The following is a 20151-nucleotide window of genomic DNA, read 5'->3' on the forward strand; positions in this document are numbered from 1 at the left end:
TAGACATGTTCGAGTGGGCTAGTTATCACGATTCGCAGGCTGAGGCTTGTTGGCAATTGCTACATGCGTCTGTACAGGCCATCCCCTTATCCTTTTACACCCTCGCGCAAAAAGAGGCATGGAGCCCCGCGAATGCACCGGCAAACTGGGCTGCACGGCTAATTACTACCCAGCCCACGTTATTATTTTCTTCAAACTCATCAGAAAAACAGTTGATTGGTTTTGCCGAACTCATCCCGGCATCAAGTTATCTAGATTGTTTTTATATTCACCCTGATTGGCAAGGATATGGCGCGGGGAAGTTTTTATATCAGCAGATCGAGCAACAAGCAAAAAGCCATCAGCTTCCCTATCTAGCCGTTGATGTCTCGCTCAATGCCATCCCCTTCTTTCTGAGACAAGGGTTTATTGAAATCCATCAACAAGCGAATCAAAGAGACGACATCACGCTTTACAATGTACGAATGGTAAAATCACTGGTCTGACATCTTTTTGTCATCCTTCCCAAGCAAAATGACTATGCACGATTCACGAAACAGCGCGTTAACCACCCAGTCCATCATTCATCAAGCGGTATTGCTATTGAACGAAGGGAAAGCGATGAATCCGGAAGATGCAATCAATGAAGCCTGTCAGCTATTAGGAATTTCTTACGCCAAAGCACGACCATCAGAAGACGATGTGCTCGCCGCGTGGATAATAGATCAACAGTTATTTAGTCCAGCCACTCCCTTAACCGAAACCGTTCGCCAACAAGTATTAGCGTTGCTCGATGCGTTAGATGAAGAGAGTATGCCTGCCTTGGTAGATGCGATTACCTTGCTTCCCTTTGCCGATGGTGCCCACTATCAGCCGAGCATCTTTATGGTAGAAGAAGAGGAAAAAAATCTAATTTTCTTCCTAACGAATCAAGGTGCGGATTATAAATTCCTACCGGGGAAGTCGATTCGATTACACGTCTCATTGCAAGACTGCGAATGTCTGATACATCTGGTGAGTAAGTCTCGATTTTCTTCCTTAAAAAGCAAAAAAATGCTTAGCCAGCACCAGCGCTATCTCAGCAAGCAATCACTGACGCGCTGGAACCCGCTTAGCCTTGTTCAATAATTTTCGTAAACATAACCAGCTAGTTGGTCAAGTAACCCTACGCCACGATCGGCAGAGGGATGATTGAGAATAGCGACAAAAGCACACCATTGCCCGGAGCGTGAGCGGATATAACCCGCTAGTGCACGCACATTATTGAGCGTACCTGTTTTTAAGTGCGCGCTAGATTGCATGTCGGTTGCAAAACGTCGTTTTAATGTGCCATCAATCCCAGCAATCGGTAGTGAGGCCATATATTCCGGCATATAGCTAGATTGCCACCCTAAGCTCAACACGTCGGCCAGATGGTTTGCACTAATACGCTCTTTACGGGATAAGCCGGCACCATTTTCTAGCACCAATTCCGGAAAACTTTTTTGGTTGGTCGTTAACCATTGGCGAATCACGGCATTGGATTCATTAATCGGTGATTTACCAGTCCCTTGCTTGCGTCCGATCGCAATAAAAACCGATCTCGCCATCAGATTATTCGAGAACTTGTTTACATCCTTAATGATATCGACCAACGATTCAGACGACTGTGCCGCGAGTAATTTGGCGTCTACCGGCGTGACTGCCTCTGCCAACCAACCTGAGCCATCGTTTTTCGCCAGTAGCGGCCAACTGCCGCCCAATTCAGCCCATGTATCACGGACGGAAGCCATCGCAAACGTTGGGTGCGAGCCAACGGCTGTTAAGTAATTCGCCATGTCACAGGCTGCTGGAAACTTGCCCTTAAAAAGTAAGTTGGTTTGATCACCCTGTTGGGTAACTTTTACTGCTACTTGGTTTTTCCAAGTAAGGCAACTGCCACTATCGACGACCGATAATTGGTTAGTCAGTGTTAAGCCAGGTAGGTTTGGCTCTGCAGAGAGTTGCATTTGCCCATTTTGATTCAACATCTGGACACGTAGCGTTTTGAAATTGACCGCTAATGGATCAGGAGGAACATTATATGGACGCTCATCTTCGCCATCTAATGACTCATCATTATCTTCAATTGGTGAGTAAAAAGAACGGTCAAGCAACAACCTACCATCAATTTGTCGAATGCCTTTTTGGCGCAACTGCCGCAACAATAACCACAATTGCTCTTGGGTGAGCTTAGGATCACCCTGTCCTTTTACGTATAGATCTCCTTGCCAACGATCCCCTACCTGCTGTCCCGTTCCAAGCACTTGCGTTTGCCACTGATACGTTGGTCCCAAGGTATCTAATGCGGCGAACGTCGTTAAAAGCTTCATTGTAGAAGCAGGGTTAACAGGGACGTCCGCTCGATAACTGATTGGCGGTTGCGCAATATCCGTTAGTGGTCGAACAACAAGGGACAATGCATCTGCGGGCAACTTCACCGCTTTTAGCGATAACTGTATGTCCGACTCATCTAATGCAAATGAAGCGGTTGAAAAAGCGATGCCACATAGGGTGAACATCGCCGTGCGACAAAATTTTGTTAACAACATGGAATTCTTTTTTTAGATGCTAAAAGCATTAGTTGGTTGGTGCGGTAATTGGTTCACCTTGACCATTCAATACCGGTTGCCCATCGGACGTCACTAAGCGACGATAGATCATGAATTTCTGCGGCTTGGTAAAACTGCTTTCAAATCCATCAGGATCAATTGCCTTTATCCGGATAAACCACTCCCCCGCATCCGGGCGTGGAATGGTTAAGGTCGGGGTTTCAGTTGAAAATGACAACACGTTTTCTTTAAAGGCTTTGTCATCACTCAGTTGAACAACAAAACGCTGGTCTGCTTCACCTTTCCAATTAAAGGAAAGACTATTCGCCGTTTCGATCGGTTTACTTGGCAAACTTGGGGCAGGGCGAACCAGCAAGCTACCTAGGTCAGAGTAGGGCCCTTGGTCAACTTCACTGTCTTTTTGGCGAATAGAAGCGAGTCGCCAGTAATATTGGCCTTCCTTTAACTCTGGATTGAGAGAGGTGGTATTCGTCACCATTTCATCAAAAACTAGTTTGGAAAAGTCTGTACTCGTTGCCAACTGAAAGTGATATTGATGAATGCCTTCTGGTTGTCCCCACTCAAACTTCACATTGCCTGCCGTTGCTTTGGCCACCATTTTAGGCGTTAACACAAATGGTGGTTCAGGCCTTGCTTTCAGTTTAAACAAGGCGGTTGAATCTAGCCCTTCCAGTCCGATGGCATCAATTGCACGGACAGACACCCAATAGTGACCATCTTCCAAGTCAGTGAGCTTTAACGTGGGCTCGGTTACCACTGTAGATAACACCACATGAGTGAATCGCTCATCAGTCGCAATCATCACCCGATACGCAGCAGCTTGCTCAATGGCTTGCCAAGAGAGTTTAAATAACACCCGATCATAAGCCGCATCAGGTAATAAGAGGGTCGGTGCAGCCAGCAAAGCGATCGGTTTGATCGGAACGCCAGAACCATCTACCTGACTTCCAAACCCTGCTGGTAAACTCACCAGCGACTTGCCTCCTTGATACCCTACTTCGCCCTCTGTCACTTCCCCTGAAGCATGCGTACCCGCCTCATCTAACGCCACCCGGAATTGAGTCCCTCGAACCCCTGCAATCGACAGTGGCGTAGAGACCTCCATATTGGTATTCGGCACTTTATCTGGGTTCGCATGGGTTTCAACCCGGCCTTTTTGCAATTTCAGCTTACTAGATAAACCCGCAGATGGCCTCGCTCTCAACTTATCGACAGAAACCTGAGAGCCACCTTGCAACAGCACCTGACTGCCATCTGGCAAACGTAGTACTAAAGAGCCATCCTTTTCGGTCAGCAGATTGTCGCCTTCAGCAATCGAATCGCCCGCCATAAGTGGTTTTCCATTGCCACTCGCCAAACGTCCATTGACTACAGTGGCTTTGACAGGCGTTCCCTTAAGCCAAGCAATTGGGATTTTTAACTCACTGCCGGGTGTTAACCGTTTAGGGTCGCGAATATGGTTAAACGCCACCACTTGACCCCATTGATTGGGATTCTCAAGTAGTTGATGGCTCAAATCATAAACCGTATCTTTTTGCTGAATTTGATAGGTATAGACAGGAAGCGATTTTGCGACAGGTGCCGGCGCTGCGACGGCTTGTAGCGCAATAAGTGGGACCATCCACATCCATTGATAAGCAGCTTGCTTAAGCATCATTGGATACCTGCTCTAACCGATAACCAAAGCTATAAACAGGACTCAGTTTATAGCCATTTTCTGGGCGTAATTGCAGTTTATTCCGTACGCGGGAGACGTGGGTATCCATCGAGCGCGAGTTGAGTTGCTGCATATGCCCCCAAATCACCTCTTGGATATGGTTACGCGATAACACACGACCTAAATTGCGAAAGAGAATCACAACCAAATCAAACTCTTTTTGCGTGAGTTCAACCGCTTCATCATTTAAGAAGGCGGTGCGAGACGTTAAATCAAACCGGTAAGGCGGCATTTCTAAGCGCTCTACTTTACCTTGGTCAGGGTACGCTCGACGGATGAGGGCATTTACTCGCGCGAGCAGTTCGGCAGGTTTAGCAGGCTTGATCATATAATCATCCGCACCACTATTTAGCCCCGTGACAATATCCGTCTCTGCATCTCGGCAGGTTAGAAACATGATGGGTAAAGTTTTATCTAGATTTTCACGTATCCAGGTTAGTGCTTCTATACCAGATAAATCTGGCACCTCCCAATCCAGCAAAATCAAATCAAAGCTATCACGCTTTAGATTTTGTAACAGCCGACGTCCCTCTTGAAAGCCTGTGACAGAATGGCCTGCCACCTGCAAGGTCTGGCACACCATCTCGCACAAACTAGGATCATCTTCAAGAACGGCTATTCTCATTTGCTCTCACGCTATCGGTTGGAATGTTTAGGTATCAAACGTTAGTTTATCAAATTAGTGGCTCGTCATACGAGTGTATTTCCTTCGGCAAAGACACAGAAATCGTAGTTCCTTGGTGTATTTGGCTATCAACCGAAATTTCTCCATGATGCAACTTCATCACTTCGGCGACAAACAGCATGCCAAGCCCTGCACCTGTTCGCTTACTTGATCCATCATGATGATATCGCTGAAAGCCATCAAACAATTGATCCACTTGTGCGGCTGTCATACCTAGCCCATGGTCAATCACCTGGACTTGCCAAGTATTTTCCTGATCAATCAACTGAACGCTGACAGATTGATCATCTTCACTGTATTTAATTGCATTGGAAAGCAGATTCACAAAAGCACGCGTGAGCCATTCTCGGTGCCCTAGCACAATGGCCTCTTCCTCAAAATCAGGATATTGCAATCGCACACCATATTGTTTTGCTAATGGCCATAATTGATCTAGCGCATCAGACAACACATCGATCAGCATGACAGGCACAAATTGTTTCTCCGCCACCTGCAAGCGGTTAATTTGCACAAAGTCATCCGCCAAACTTAATGTCTGGTTGACCTGCTTCGCAATTCGTCGTTTAAACTCGTCGTCAGGTAATGGCTGAGCACCATTTTGAAGTTCGATTAAGGCAAGAATAGCCGCTTGTGGCGTTCGCATGTCATGCGATAGAAAGCTCAGCGTTTCTTCCCTATTTTTTTCCGCCAGCTTAATTGGGGTTAAATCAACAATAGAAATCGAATACCCCATCGCCTCCCCAGAAGCCCCCACTAAATGCGATGCCTTGACTAACCAGATACTGCCCGTTTGGATGATTGTTTCTTGTCCATTGCTTTCATTTGCTAAAACAGACAAATCAATAGGCGATTGGGACGCATCCTTCAAACAGTAGCGACTTAATATATGAGGCAAGCTCGCACCTGCTAGTGGCATGGGCACATTCAATGCAGCAAACTCTGTGATGGCCAACTCATTTGCCAAGCGTATATGACCTTCCGTATCGGTGATCACGCGGATATCAGGCGCCTGCTGAATGCTATCAAGCATGAACATTTGCCACTGACCCAACTGCTTTGAAACCGCCTGAACATAACTCAAGCGGACATCTAAATCTTCAGACCACTCGGTCTCGGCCGAGTTTGGCTTTTGCCATTGCGAAGATTGCTTCTCCAATACTTGATGAACTTGCTCGGTGTAACGAATGGCAGCAACTAACCTTCGCCAACTCCACAGCGGATAGGTCAGCATCACCGCCAAAATGGCAGGTAGCGGCGTGATCCACCAGTTGAGTTGAAAAGATAGCCAACTCAAAGCAACAACGCCCCCGGCAAATGAAATGAACAACAAAGGTAGCCGCTTAGATGGCGTTAGCAACACCCCTAGGAAAAGCACGCTAATCAAGCAACATTGAATACCGAGTACGATCGAAAGAGAGAGCGGATGAATCCAGCTTCTTGCCATCACAGTAGACAAGGCATTCGCCTGAATTTCCATACCGGACATAAGATGGCTACCCACCGGTACCGCATATTGATCACCCACCCCTGTCGCTTTCGCCCCGACAATCACCACCTTATGGGCAAAGAACGCAGGTTTGTAAGTGCCATTTAGCACATCCACAAATGATAGATGCTGGTAATTTTTCTGATCGTCCGCAAAACGAAGATTGATCAATACAGGAACCGAAGCAACCTCATTTGTAGGATGCATCACCCTTGCTAGCGCGAGGCTACAATGCTCATGAAACGGTGGCGCAGCTAGCGAATACATGCTCATTTGCCGCACCACGCCATCGGTATCCACAGGCACATTGATGTGACATAGGGTATTGGCCACATCGGCTAATTGATCAATCGGTTTGATCCACTTTTCTTGGTTTTGGATCACTTGCAAGGCATACGGAAGTAAGACTCGTCCATTTTGACGAATCGATTGGGCGAGTGCATCGTCATCTAAGGCATCAGAATGGTTATCTGGCTCAGAAAACAAAATATCCAGTAAGACTGCATCCGCCTGCCTAAATGTTGGCAACGCGGCAGCAATGGCCGCTCTCCGCCAAGGCCAGCGCCCTAGCTGAGCGATACTTTTATCATCAATTTCGACCAGCACAATTTGAGTATTTGATGAAGTTTGCCTGTCTGTTTGCAACCACGTATCGTAGATTAATCGATCAAAGCTAGAAAAAGGCAACCATCCCAACGTAACGGCAACAGCAAACCATTGCACAATCAAAAAGGTAATCACCCATTCACGTTTCAATCGTGACCAGTTTGTTTTTAGCGTAGAGAAGAGATGAGCTATCTGCATGGATTTAGATTTAGATATCGATCGGATCCACTTCTAATGTCCAATGGCCACCTTTTAATGGCATGTCGTACAAAAGATAACTCCACTCGGATAAAAACTTTTGCAAGGTCACGCGAGACTTACTTTGAAATAGTAGTTGAGCGCGTTCTTTTTGATCCACCTTCACCATTAATGCAGGTACGGGATCAAATACTTCCACCTGATCTAACCACCTAGCACCATCCCTTAACCCCAAAGATTTTGCGGCTTGCAACCATTCTAATGCCAGCTCCACTCGGCTAGCCTCTGCTCTCAGAATCGCTTGAAATGAATACGGTGGAAACTCACAGAGTTGGCGCTCCGTTAATAGCTGTTCGGCAAAGCCTTGAAAATCATGACGAGTGAGGTATTCAAAGACAGGATGATCAGGGAATCCGGTTTGTATCAGCACTTGGCCTGGCAAACCTGCTCGACCCGCCCGTCCAGAGACTTGCATCAATTGGGCGAATAGCTTTTCTGTCGCGCGAAAATCCGCAGAGTGCAAACTCACATCGGCATTGATCACCCCCACTAAGGTTAACAGGGGAAAATCATGCCCTTTCGCCAACATTTGCGTGCCAATCAGAATATCCGCCTCACCGTCCATGATTTGCGCCTGAGCGGCCTCCCAACTCCCCTTTAAGCGCATTGCGTCTCGATCAACCCTCAGCACCCGCGCATTCGGGAAATGCGTTTCTAGCGCCTCCTCCAAACGCTGAGTGCCCGCACCAATTGGTTTTAAATCTTGATTACCACAATCTGGGCAAGCAGACATCGCGGGCAATCCCCATCCGCAATGATGGCAAATCAAGCGCCTTTGGGCTCGGTGTAAAACCAACCTCGCACTACAACGCTGGCAACCAGCTTGCCATCCGCACGCATCGCAAAAGACAACAGGTGAAAATCCTCTGCGATTAATAAAGACGAGACTTTGCTCTTTTCGGTGAAGCCGATCACCAATCGCAGCTAACAACTCGGCTGACAAACCGTCTTCCGCATATCGTTTACGCGTATCCACAATGCCAATCGTCGGCAATACGGCAGCATCGACTGCTCGCCTAGTCATCGGCAACAGATCAAACTTTCCTTCAATCGCTTGCGACCACATTTCTAAAGATGGCGTGGCGGACCCTAACACAATTGGTACATTTGCTTGCTTAGCACGTACCACAGCGACATGCTTCGCAGAATAACGCAGACTATCTTGCTGCTTATAGGCTGCATCGTGCTCCTCATCCACAATAATCAACCCCAAGTGCGGCAAAGGTGCAAAGACGGATAGCCGCGTACCGAGCACAATCTCTCGGTCACCCCGTTTCGCCGCCAGCCATTCACTCGCTCTTTCGGCATCACTCACATTACTGTGAAGCGCTGCAATCCGAATAGAGGGAAAGCGCTTGGCAAATCGCTGAAATAATTGCGGAGTTAGGTTAATTTCTGGTACCAGCACCAGCACCTGTTTTTTTTGCTGCAGGGCTTTTTCGACTAACTGTAGATAAACTTCTGTTTTACCGCTGCCCGTTACCCCAAACAGTAAGGCAGTTTGAAAACCGTTAAATGCAATCTGTTCGATAGCCGCTTTTTGCTCATGCGTTAATAACGGTTTCTCACCGACAATCATGGCTTGAGAAGCGGGAACGGCCACCTCATCCAACCAGCCCGCTTCCAACCACTTTTTGATGATGTTATTCGCGGTAGATGCCAACCACTTCAGTTCATCTTTTCCTGCTGGCTGCAGTAATCTGTCCCGTAAAAGGAGTTGTGCCTTTGCTGACTTTTTTAAACTAGCCAGTGCGGTCATCCCATCGTGATTGAGTTGATAATACACACTCACATCTGGTTTAAACGCATTGACCTGACGTAGCCGAGATGGAATGGCTGTAAATAGGGTGGCACCCAGCGGATATTGATAATACTGGCTACAAAAACGCAAAAGCGATAACACATCCTCAGTTAACAGCGGTTCAGCATCGAGCACCGACTCCACCGTTTTTAACTTCGCGGTTGGGACATCTGTCTCATTCACGCAGTCAACAATCACCCCCACCTTTTCACGATTGGCAAAAGAGATCTTTACCCGCTTCCCAATGTCTGACTTCGTTACCCCGTCTAAGAGATAGTCAAAACAGCGAGGTAATGGGACATCTAATGCAATACGAGCTATTTTAAATACGTCAGCCATAAAAAACTTTTATGAAGATAGAATGGATTGCATCAACTTAAAGTAACTTCTCAAGAATTTACTTTAAAGCGTAATAAATCAACAGCTTTTTTGGTTACCCACAGGATCTGTGGATAACTTTGTGGAAAGTTTATGCATATAGGGCAAAAACCACGTCAAATCATGGCTTGAGAACACATTGCACAAACTTTAATCAATTTAACAAATCATTTAAAATCAACAACTTACAAAATAAACACATTGCTTATTGCAAAAAAAATTGAGCCATGGTAATTGACTTTGCATTCTGTGCATAAGTCACCATGGCCAATCAAAATACTGATTATTTTGCAAGTGTTTTTTTACATTGTTTTGTAATATTTTTACACCGCTTGGTGAAATGGTTGACTTAATTCATGCACCGCTTCTACCAATGCGACAACATGCTCTGGGTTCGTATGTTGAGAAATGCCATGTCCCAAATTAAATACATGACCAGAACCTTGACCAAAACCAGTCAGAATTCGTCCCACCTCAGAGCGAATCGCTGCAGGTTCTGCAAATAAAGCGAGAGGATCAAAATTGCCTTGCAGTGCCACTTTATCGCCAACCCTTGCACGCGCACTGGCAATATCCACCGTCCAGTCCAAACCAATCGCATCACAACCAATTGCCGCAATCTCCTCGAGCCACTGCCCACCACCTTTGGTAAAGACAATCACAGGAATCACATTGCCATCTTTATTTCGTTTTAGCCCTGCCACAATTTCAGCCATATAACTTAGCGAGAATTTTCGATACGCGTCTAGGCTCAGCATGCCACCCCATGTATCAAAAATCTGAACCGCTTGGGCGCCAGCATCAATTTGCGCATTCAGATAGTTGGTCACCGCTTTTGTCGTTACTTTTAAAATATGGTGCAACAAATCTGGGCGGTTATAAAGCATGGTTTTAGTCGTAGGGAAGCCATCTCCGCTACCTTCACCTTCTACCATATAGCAAGCCAAGGTAAATGGACTGCCGGTAAAACCAATCAACGGTACTCGGCCATCTAGTGCACGACGAATTTCACGCACGGCATCCATGACATATTTCAGCTCGCCTTCAGGATCAGGCGCAGCTAAATTGAGAATATCTTTTTCATGGCGAAGCGGGCGTTCAAACTTTGGACCTTCCCCTTCCGCAAAATACAAACCCAAGCCCATTGCGTCTGGCACAGTCAAAATATCAGAGAACAGAATGGCCGCATCTAATGGAAAGCGCTCTAGAGGTTGAAGCGTCACTTCGGTTGCTAATGCAGGGTTCTTGCACAGTTGCAAGAAAGAACCCGCTGTTTTTCGTGTTGCACAATATTCTGGCAAATACCTACCGGCCTGGCGCATCAACCACACAGGCGTCTTATCCACTGGCTGGCGTAATAAGGCACGCAGAAAGCGATCATTTTTAAGGTTTGTAGTCATTGCAACACTCTGCATTGGTAAGAATGGTAAGCATTATACCGATAAGCAACACAACGGTCTTTGACTCATCACAGGAAATAGACGCAAAAGCATTTGTCCCCTAAGATGAAGCTTACATAAATTTACATCTATACAAGGCTTCAAAATGAGAAAAGCCCAGCATTCGCGCTATTCAAGTTTACTCATTTCCTTACTTTTACTCTCTGCCCCTGCATTAGCCAATGAGCTTGACACGCTACTGGCAGAGATAACCGGTAAAGATGCAGAAACGAGTTACAACCGCTTAATCAACGCAGAATCTCAGTTTGCGGGTACGCCATCATTTGATCATGCACTTGGAGTAGCCGCTTTAGAAAGCGGTCACTACTCGGAAGCAAGTTTTGCATTAGAGCGGGAAGTAGCGGCAGATCCGAATAATGCATCAGCCTATTTAGAGCTTGGTCGTGCCTACCATGCCATGGGGGACTACCCTGCAGCAGAAGCCGCTTTCCAGCAAGTCGAGGCGAAAAATCCACCGGCAGAAGTCTTAAGCATTCTGGCCAAATACAGAACCGCCCAATCCGCAGAAACAAGCAAGTTAAAAGGCAGTGTGTATTTCACACTAGGGCGAAGTAACAACCTTCCCGCAGGGCCTGCTGAATCCCCTCTCTATTTCCCAATTGAACCGACCACCCCTGTCACGCTCGCTGACTACCAACAAGCCAAAGCAGATAGATACACGATGGCCGGCGCGACGCTTTCCTATTACACCACTTTAAGTGGAAACTGGATTGCAGATATGGGTATTGGTGCATTAACCAAACACAATCACCGATTCACCAATCTAGATAATGATCAGTTTTCAGCCAATTTAGGTGCAACTTACCAACAGCAAAATGACCGGGTTCGCTTTGGTTTGGCTTATACAAAAAACTATTTAGATAACAACGCCTATCTCAGCGACACACAAGCCAGCATAGACTGGGGACATCTGCTAAGTCCCAATAGTGAAATAACCATTTACGGTAAGCTCAACACTTACAACCAACTGCAATCAGATAACGACAGTAAACGCTGGACGCTGGGCAGCCGATATGTTGAATCCTTTGAGGATTTGCCATTTAAGCCCATGCTACAAACAGGCTTTTACTTCGGATCTCAGAAATCAAAACAATCTGCTAACAATTACACAAGCAACCATTTCTTGGGTTATCAACTCGGGGGGTTGTGGCAACTCAATGAGAAAACCGCAGCTTACCTAACGCTGGCATACGAGTGGAGAAAATACCTAGCCACGCATCCTCAGTATTTATCCACCAGAAAAGATGGGCAGTGGGATATCCGTTTAGGAATGAATTACTTGCTAGCTCCGCACCTAACGATTACCCCGCAGTTAAGCTGGACAAAGAATCGAAGCAATCAGGCAATTAGCCAATATAAACAAACACGTTTCGATCTGACCGTTAAATATGACTTTGAATAAGGCAGCAAATTATGGCTAAGCAATGGCGTTCTAATTACACATTCAAAGTAATGGTCACACTCATTACTTTATTTCTTTGCCAAGCAGTAATGGCGGCAGCAGGTAAAGTGCTATTTGTTGTTGGTACGGTCAACATCACCAGCAATCAGCAAGTGCGCAGTGTCCAACAAGGAGCGGAAATTAACGCGCAAGACACGATCGAAACAAAAAGTAATGGTAAATTGCAGATTCGCTTTACCGATGGATCAATCGTTTCTTTATCGCCGAATACGCGCTTTTATGTAGAACGTTATTTATTCAATGGTAAAAACGACGGTAATGAAACTGGCTTTTTTAGCCTCTTTAAAGGCACGTTTCGCACCGTCTCTGGCTTAATCGGCAAAGGCGCAAACAAAGACGCCTACAAAGTAAGTACCCCGACAGCAACCATCGGGATTAGAGGCACTGAATATACCGCAACAGAAGACAATGGATTAACCGTCCAAGTACACAAAGGCGCGGTATTCGTCACCAACGAGGTTGGCGGAACATTAGTGGAACAAGGCAAACAAATTTATGTCCCCTCGCCAAGCAAACCGGCGAAGTTGACCAATTTGGCAGCATCGGTAAGTACACCAACACAAACGCCAATTAGCCAAAGCGGTCTATCTAACGGCAGTTTACAAAATACGCGAGAGGTATGCGTAGAAACCGTTGCCAGTGGAGCAGGCACACTACGCTCTTGCTCTCAGTTCTAAAGCAAACGAACTAGCAAGCAGCAATGAGCACTACGCGAGTTGCTGCTTGTCGATCAATGTCCAACCACTTGGGGCCAAATCCGATAAAGTAACCTGCCCAAATGAAGCACGATGCAAGGCCTCTACTCGATTCCCCACGGCCGCCACCATTCTTTTCACTTGATGATACTTTCCCTCTGCAATCACTAATCGTAATTCCAACGGAGAGATAATTTCTGCCTCAATCGCTGCGATTGGCTCATTTTCATCATGTAATAGCACCCCCGCCAATAACGATTGGACGTTGTCCTCTGTAAGCGGATGTTTCACAGTCACGATATACGTTTTCGTCACATGCTTTTTAGGATGGGTCAGTGCGTGATTTAACACCCCATCATCCGTTAGTAATAAAACGCCTGTGGTATCCTGATCTAAACGGCCAACGCATTGAACCCCTCGGGCGATAAAATGCGCGGGCAGTAAGCTGTAAACAGAGGGATGATGAATCGGCTGGTGGGAACACTCATAGCCAGCCGGCTTATGAAGCAACACGTAGAGCTTTTCGTGGTACGTGAACAGCTCATCTTCTATCGTCCAACTCAGACCATCCACCATAAATGTCTGGTTCGGATTCGTCACCAACGCCCCATTTACACAAACGAGTGAATGACGAATCATCTGTTCGCATTGTTTACGACTACCCAAGCCTTGTGATTGAAGGATTTTACTTAAACTTAAAGGTTTCATGACGCTAGTGCACTTATCCATGCTTGGATTGACTCTGGCGGACGGCCAATTTTAGCCGTGTCACCAATCACAACAATTGGGCGCTCCATCAAGATAGGATGTTTCGTCATCGCATCCAAATACTCAGCCTGAGACAGACCTTCTTGATCGAGCCCAAGCTCAGCAAATAGTGCATCTTTCGTTCGCATCATTTCTTTAGGATGCAGAATGCCTAGTTGATTCATCAATACACTCAACTCAGCTTGAGTCAGTGGGTTTTCGACATACAAACGTACATCAACAGATAATTGAGCCGCGTCCAACAATTCAGCCACCGCACGAGATTTCGAACAAGCGGAATAGTGGTAAAGTGTCACATTCATTTATTAGCATTCTTTCTTTGCCGTTATCGTGCAAATAACCTAGAGAACATCGTCTATGGAACAGGATCTTCAGACCAGAATTGAAAATCTGGAAATTAAATTTTCACATCAAGATGACTTATTAGACACACTGAACACCATCGTTGCCAAGCAACAGATGCAAATTGATTTACTAAGTAGGCAACTACTACTTGTTGCCGATCAATTGCGACAACAAGAACCCCATCGTCCATTAAATCCAGTCGATGAGATTCCGCCTCACTATTGATTCGCTTGTAGCCACTCTAAGATACCGTGCGCAGCGTACCGACCGGAAGCTAAGGTAGCCGTCAGCAAATACCCACCAGTTGGCGCATCCCAGTCCAGCATTTCCCCGGCACAAAATACGCCGGGTAACTGTTTTAGCATTAACCGATGAGAAAGTGATTGTTCACTCACTCCACCAGCGGTACTAATTGCCTCATCCATGGGTTGCATACCAGTGAGTGCTATCTCATAGTTTTTTAAGGTTGAGGCAACTAAAGAGAGATCATCCAATTGGTGCGGCAACAGTTTCTCTCGTAGCAATCCAAACCTCACGGCATCTAACTTCAATTTAGAAGCAAAAAATGAAGAGAGGGACTTCGCACCACGTCCAGCACCGAGAAGAGAGTGAATTTTCTCGATAGAAAAGTCTGGCAACAAATCAAGCGACAATCGCGCCACCCCTGTTTGCAAATAGGCCGTCCTGAGTGCGTGTCCTAATGCATAAATGAGGCCACCTTCAATACCAAATTGGGTAAGCATTGCCTCCCCTTTTTTGGCAACGAGCGTATCTTGATGAGGCACAATTACTTTCGCAGCAATATTCTTTAGCGCCTTGCCCTGATATTTCTCTTTAAAGTAGTCCGACCACTGACATTGAAAACCTACATTACTAGCGACGAGTGGGGTGATGTCAACTTGTTGGTCTGCTAAATGTTTAACCCAAGCACCATCCGAGCCGAGTTTCGCCCAGCTCCCGCCACCGAGAGCTAGCAAAGTGGCTTTTGCGTTAATTTTTAGATGCCCATTCGGAGAAGAAAACAATAGCGCCCCATCATCCCAACCTAGCCACCGATGCCGTACATGAATGCGAACACCTTGCTCTCGAAGTCTATGCAACCATGCGCGCAACAAAGGAGCGGCCTTCATCTCTTTCGGGAATACACGCCCAGAAGAGCCAACAAACGTCGAGGCGCCTAATTCATCCGCCCAGGCTCGAAGCGCATCCGCATCCCACTCGGCTAGCCAATCATTGACGAGCACAGCCCCTTCAGGATACCGCGTAATAAAGTCTGCCTTTGGCTCAGAATGAGTAATATTCATCCCGCCCACGCCAGCGAGCAAGAACTTACGCCCAACAGAAGGCATCGCATCATATAAATCGACTTGCACACCTTGGCGAGACAGCACTTCTGCGGCCATTAACCCTGCTGGGCCACCTCCAATAATGGCAACCGTCACCTGTTGTTCCAATAGCATATTAATCAGGGTTATATCCAAGGGTAGGCGCTAAATCGCGCTCAGCTTGCGACTGCAGCACGCCTCTACGTTTTGTATATTCCTCCACCTGATCTTTATCGATCTTGCCAACCGCAAAATAACGGCTTTCAGGATGGCTAAAGTAAAATCCCGAGACGGCAGCGGTTGGAAGCATCGCATACCCTTCTGTTAGCGTCATACCAATGGAAGGTGCATCCAGCAAATTAAACAATCCTGTTTTAGGCGTGTGGTCTGGGCATGCGGGGTAACCAGGCGCCGGACGAATGCCCACATACTTTTCATCAATCAGGGCATCATTATCCAGCGCTTCATCTTTTGCATAACCCCAAATTTCACGGCGAACTTTGGCATGCATGTACTCGGCAAAAGCCTCCGCAAAACGATCAGCTAAGGCCTTCACCATAATGGCGCTATAGTCATCATTATTTTGCTCAAAGCGATCGACATGCGGGTCAATGCCAATGCCACCGGTCACCGCAAATGCACCAATGTAATCCTTGATACCAGACTCTTTTGGCGCAATAAAGTCAGCCAAACACCAGTTCGGCTTCCCTGCACCTTTTACATTCTGCTGACGTAGGTTATGCCAAGTCATTAAGCATTCGCCTGTTTCAGGAGAGTAAATCTCAATATCCTCACCATTCACCGAATTAGCAGGGAACAATCCAATCACACCATTCGCTTGTACCCATTTTTCGGCAACCATTTTTTCCAGCATGACTTGCGCATCGGCAAACAGCGAACGAGCAGACTCTCCCACCACGTCATCCTCTAAAATACGAGGATATTTACCAAATAATTCCCACGCATTAAAGAACGGACTCCAGTCGATAAACGGAACCAACGCCTCTAAAGGTACATTTTCAAACTTCATCACACCTAGCTGATTAGGTTTTGGCGGTGTGTAAGCTGACCAGTCATAATTCATTGCCGGTGCAAAACCATTTGCTCGTGCATCTGCAATGGGCACAAACTTAGTTTTATCTTTGTTTGCATGAATAAAGCGAATATTCTCGTACTCAGCTCTCACTTTGGCGACAAAATCGGGCTTCAACTCATCAGATAATAAGTTAGAGCAAACACCTACCGCACGACTGGCATCTGGTACATAGATCACATGGCCACTTGGGTAATTTGGCTCAATTTTCACCGCTGTGTGGACTTTCGATGTCGTCGCACCGCCGATAAGAAGAGGAATAGTGAAGCCTTGACGCTCCATTTCTTTCCCCATATGCGCCATTTCTTCTAGCGAGGGAGTAATCAGTCCAGACAAGCCAATAATATCGGCATTAATTTCTTTCGCTGCATCCAGAATTTTCTGAGCAGGAACCATCACACCCAAGTCGGTCACTTGGTAGTTATTACAACGTAAGACGACGCCAACAATGTTTTTACCAATATCATGCACGTCACCTTTCACGGTCGCCATGATGATCTTACCTTTAGCAGGCGCATCCGCCAGCCCCATACGGATCTTTTCTTCATCAATATAAGGTTCTAGGTAGGCAACGGCGGCTTTCATCACGCGGGCAGACTTCACCACCTGCGGCAAGAACATTTTACCCGCGCCAAATAAATCACCAACCACGTTCATGCCGTTCATTAACGGGCCTTCAATCACATGAATCGGTCGCTCACTGGTTGACCTAGCTTCCTCAGTATCTTCTACAATAAACGTCGTAATACCTTTGACTAGTGCATGCGTAATACGCTCTTGCAATGTGCCATTTCTCCAGCTTAAATCTTCAGCTGATTTTTGGTTTGCATCACCACGGAAGGTTTCCGCTAGCGAAATCAATAGTTCAGTCGCATCACCGCCATCTTTCGGTGTACGCATTAACACCACATCTTCAATACGCTCACGCAAAGCAGCATCGACTTCTTCGTACACTTCCAATGCACCAGCGTTCACAATCCCCATTGTCATCCCACGCGCAATCGCGTGATAGAGGAAAACGGCATGAATCGCTTCGCGTACTTTATTATTGCCACGGAAACTAAAAGATACGTTTGACACGCCTCCAGAGATCTTTGCGTGCGGAAGATTTTGCTTAATCCAACCCGTTGCCTCAATAAAATCCAAACCATACCGGGCATGTTCTTCAATACCAGTAGCAACAGCAAAGATATTCGGATCAAAAATAATATCTTCAGGCGGATAACCAATCTCATCCACCAACATACGGTAACTGCGCTCACAAATTTCAACTTTGCGCTTATATGTATCTGCCTGACCTGTCTCGTCAAATGCCATAACAATCACTGCTGCGCCATAGCTTCGCAACAATTCGGCATGATGCCTAAATTGCTCTTCACCCTCTTTCAGAGAGATAGAGTTGACAATGCATTTACCCTGAACACACTTTAACCCCGCCTCAATTACTTCCCATTTAGACGAGTCAATCATGATAGGAACACGGCTGATGTCTGGTTCTGCAGCAATCAAATTCAGAAAGGTCACCATGGCATGCTTAGCATCTAGCATGCCTTCGTCCATGTTGATATCAATAATCTGCGCACCATTCTCAACTTGTTGGCGAGCAACCTCCAACGCAGCAGGATAGTCCCCCGCCAAAATCAAACGAGCAAATGCTTTTGAACCTGTAACGTTTGTCCGCTCACCAACGTTCACAAACAAATCAGTATCACCAATATTGAATGGCTCTAAACCTGACAAGCGACATTTCGCTTCAATTTCAGGCAATGGGCGAGGAGGAAGATCTTTGACCGCTGCATAAATAGCCGCGATATGCTCAGGCGTTGTGCCACAGCAGCCACCAATAATGTTGGTTAGACCACTGGCCGCCCATTCCTTAACTTGTATCGCCATGTCTTCAGGGCCAAGGTCATAGCCACCGAATGCATTAGGTAAACCTGCATTTGCATGTACAGACACAAATGTCGAAGAAATTCTCGACATTTCTTCAACATAGGGGCGCAACAAATCAGGGCCTAAAGCACAGTTCAGACCAAAACTGATCGCATCAGAATGAGAGAGAGAGTTATAGAATGCTTCTGTGGTTTGACCTGTCAACGTACGACCAGACTGGTCTGTAATCGTCCCAGAAATCATCACAGGAACTGAAACCGCATGCTCTTTAAAATACTGCCTAATCGCAAATACCGCTGCCTTAGCATTTAAGGTATCGAAGATGGTTTCAACAAGAAGTAGATCTGCCCCACCTTGCAATAACCCATCAATGGCCTCAGTGTAAGACTCTACCAATAGATCAAACGTTACATTCCTAAAGCCAGGATCATTTACATCCGGGCTAATAGAACAGGTGCGGTTTGTTGGGCCTAAGACACCAGCACAAAACCGTGGTTTTGCAGGGTTTTTAGCCGTCTCAGCAACGCAGAGATCTTTCACTAACTTCGCGGAAGCAAAGTTAAGCTCCCATACCAAAGACTCCATCTCATAATCCGCCATCGCAATCGATGTCGCATTAAACGAGTTGGTTTCGACAATATCAGCGCCAGCATCCAGATAGGCCTGATGAATATCCGAAATTATCTTCGGTTGCGTCAGCACTAATAAGTCATTATTTCCTTTGAGATCACATTGCCAATCCGCAAAACGTTCGCCTCGATATGCAGCTTCATCGAGACTATGGCGTTGAATCATCGTTCCCATCCCGCCATCAAGAATCAATATATTCTTTTTCAGAAGGGAAACAATTTCATCACGGCGGTTGACGATAGAATTTTTCATAGGAAACAGCTTTATCTATTAAATATATTTGATTATTTTAACATGTCAGCGCCCAAAAAAATCCGCGAGCACTTTACGTTTAGAAAGAAGACTGCTAATTTCACAACAAGGGATAGAGGGTATGCCATGAACTCAACACGTCGTCATTTTTTGATCACTTCGACAGCATTTAGCCTAGCATTACTTGCAGGATGTAGCACATCGAAACCACCGATAAAACAATCCCAAAGCAAAAGCCAACTACAAATAGACAACAAATACAGACAAGACATTGTATTGTCTGCACTAGGTTTAGTAGGCACACCTTATAAATATGGGGGGGCCTCAGATAATGGGTTTGATTGTAGTGGCCTAACAAGATTTATTTTCCAGCAAGCCACAAACATCAGTTTGCCGCACAATGCCGCAGCACAATTCAAACTTGGCCGAATGTTGTCGATTCAATCCCTAGAACAAGGCGATCTTGTCTTCTTCAATACCAATGGAAACGCACATAGCCACATGGGCATTTATATTGGCAACCAACAGTTTGTTCACGCCCCTAGTTCAGGCGGCAATGTAAGAGTAGATCAATTAGCGGCAAAATATTATGCACAACGATTCGATGGCGCAGTTAGTTTATTTGCTTAAATAACAAGCAAATCCAACGCAAAATATGGACTTTCGGTTAGTGAATACGCTAAGAAGTCGCTAGCTCAAAGGATCATCAAGGTATAAAGCAGAATGT

At 46.1% G+C, this 20151-nt stretch carries 16 protein-coding genes; 6 read left to right on the forward strand and 10 right to left on the reverse strand.

What is annotated here, in order from left to right; genetic code table 11:
• Positions 1-5: 5 nt before the first annotated feature.
• The gene (locus LIN78_RS07810; protein ID WP_227180221.1) at positions 6-485 is read left to right on the forward strand and encodes a GNAT family N-acetyltransferase; all 480 of its coding nucleotides are present in this window, start codon (positions 6-8) and stop codon (positions 483-485) included.
• A gap of 34 nt (positions 486-519) precedes the next feature.
• Complete coding sequence (locus LIN78_RS07815) at positions 520-1107, forward strand: hypothetical protein (RefSeq protein WP_227180222.1); 588 nt, start codon at positions 520-522, stop codon at positions 1105-1107.
• Here LIN78_RS07815 and dacB read toward each other — a convergent pair.
• From dacB to hemE, 6 genes are all read right to left on the reverse strand, one after another.
• Entirely contained in the window at positions 1101-2549 is a 1449-nt protein-coding gene (gene dacB / locus LIN78_RS07820; RefSeq protein WP_227180223.1) for a D-alanyl-D-alanine carboxypeptidase/D-alanyl-D-alanine endopeptidase, read from the reverse strand. The two genes, LIN78_RS07815 and dacB, sit on opposite strands and share 7 nt — an antisense overlap.
• Before the next feature lie 28 nt (positions 2550-2577).
• Positions 2578-4227 carry a FecR family protein gene (locus LIN78_RS07825; RefSeq protein WP_227180224.1) on the reverse strand — a complete coding sequence of 550 codons (1650 nt, stop codon included), beginning with the start codon at positions 4225-4227 and terminating at the stop codon, positions 2578-2580.
• Positions 4217-4912, reverse strand: a complete 696-nt coding sequence (locus tag LIN78_RS07830; RefSeq protein WP_227180225.1) for a response regulator transcription factor — start codon at positions 4910-4912, stop codon at positions 4217-4219. The genes LIN78_RS07825 and LIN78_RS07830 overlap by 11 nt, the downstream gene beginning before the upstream one ends.
• Before the next feature lie 49 nt (positions 4913-4961).
• Positions 4962-7262: a CHASE2 domain-containing protein gene (locus LIN78_RS07835; RefSeq protein ID WP_227180226.1), complete on the reverse strand. Its 2301-nt coding sequence runs from the start codon at positions 7260-7262 to the stop codon at positions 4962-4964.
• A gap of 10 nt (positions 7263-7272) precedes the next feature.
• Positions 7273-9462, reverse strand: coding sequence for a primosomal protein N' (locus LIN78_RS07840; protein WP_227180227.1), 2190 nt, complete (start codon positions 9460-9462; stop codon positions 7273-7275).
• Positions 9463-9824: 362 nt separating this feature from the next.
• Entirely contained in the window at positions 9825-10901 is a 1077-nt protein-coding gene (gene hemE, locus LIN78_RS07845; RefSeq protein WP_227180228.1) for a uroporphyrinogen decarboxylase, read from the reverse strand.
• A gap of 145 nt (positions 10902-11046) precedes the next feature.
• On the opposite strand from hemE, the gene LIN78_RS07850 reads away from it, so the two are divergent.
• Both LIN78_RS07850 and LIN78_RS07855 read left to right on the forward strand, forming a co-directional pair.
• The gene (locus tag LIN78_RS07850; RefSeq protein ID WP_227180229.1) at positions 11047-12363 is read left to right on the forward strand and encodes a surface lipoprotein assembly modifier; all 1317 of its coding nucleotides are present in this window, start codon (positions 11047-11049) and stop codon (positions 12361-12363) included.
• An 11-nt stretch (positions 12364-12374) separates the two neighbouring features.
• Positions 12375-13100, forward strand: a complete 726-nt coding sequence (locus LIN78_RS07855; RefSeq protein WP_227180230.1) for a FecR family protein — start codon at positions 12375-12377, stop codon at positions 13098-13100.
• A 30-nt stretch (positions 13101-13130) separates the two neighbouring features.
• On the opposite strand, the gene LIN78_RS07860 is transcribed toward LIN78_RS07855, so the two are convergent.
• Both LIN78_RS07860 and arsC read right to left on the reverse strand, forming a co-directional pair.
• On the reverse strand, positions 13131-13826 hold the full coding sequence (locus LIN78_RS07860; RefSeq protein ID WP_227180231.1) for a pseudouridine synthase: 696 nt from the start codon (positions 13824-13826) through the stop codon (positions 13131-13133).
• Entirely contained in the window at positions 13823-14188 is a 366-nt protein-coding gene (arsC, locus tag LIN78_RS07865) for an arsenate reductase (glutaredoxin) (protein ID WP_227180232.1), read from the reverse strand. Before arsC ends, LIN78_RS07860 begins: the two co-directional genes overlap by 4 nt.
• 55 nt (positions 14189-14243) lie before the next feature.
• Here arsC and LIN78_RS07870 point away from each other — a divergent pair, with 55 nt between their 5' ends.
• Entirely contained in the window at positions 14244-14456 is a 213-nt protein-coding gene (locus LIN78_RS07870; RefSeq protein ID WP_227180233.1) for a SlyX family protein, read from the forward strand.
• Here the strand turns inward: LIN78_RS07870 and LIN78_RS07875 are convergent.
• Together LIN78_RS07875 and metH are read right to left on the reverse strand one after the other, a co-directional pair.
• Positions 14450-15691, reverse strand: coding sequence for a TIGR03862 family flavoprotein (locus LIN78_RS07875; RefSeq protein WP_227180234.1), 1242 nt, complete (start codon positions 15689-15691; stop codon positions 14450-14452). The two genes, LIN78_RS07870 and LIN78_RS07875, sit on opposite strands and share 7 nt — an antisense overlap.
• A gap of 1 nt (position 15692) precedes the next feature.
• The gene (metH, locus tag LIN78_RS07880) at positions 15693-19424 is read right to left on the reverse strand and encodes a methionine synthase (RefSeq protein ID WP_227180235.1); all 3732 of its coding nucleotides are present in this window, start codon (positions 19422-19424) and stop codon (positions 15693-15695) included.
• Here metH and LIN78_RS07885 point away from each other — a divergent pair.
• Complete coding sequence (locus LIN78_RS07885; protein WP_227180236.1) at positions 19329-20054, forward strand: C40 family peptidase; 726 nt, start codon at positions 19329-19331, stop codon at positions 20052-20054. The genes metH and LIN78_RS07885 overlap by 96 nt on opposite strands.
• Positions 20055-20151 lie beyond the last annotated feature (97 nt).

The sequence above is a fragment of the Leeia speluncae genome (assembly GCF_020564625.1).
In the GTDB taxonomy this organism is placed as follows: domain Bacteria; phylum Pseudomonadota; class Gammaproteobacteria; order Burkholderiales; family Leeiaceae; genus Leeia; species Leeia speluncae.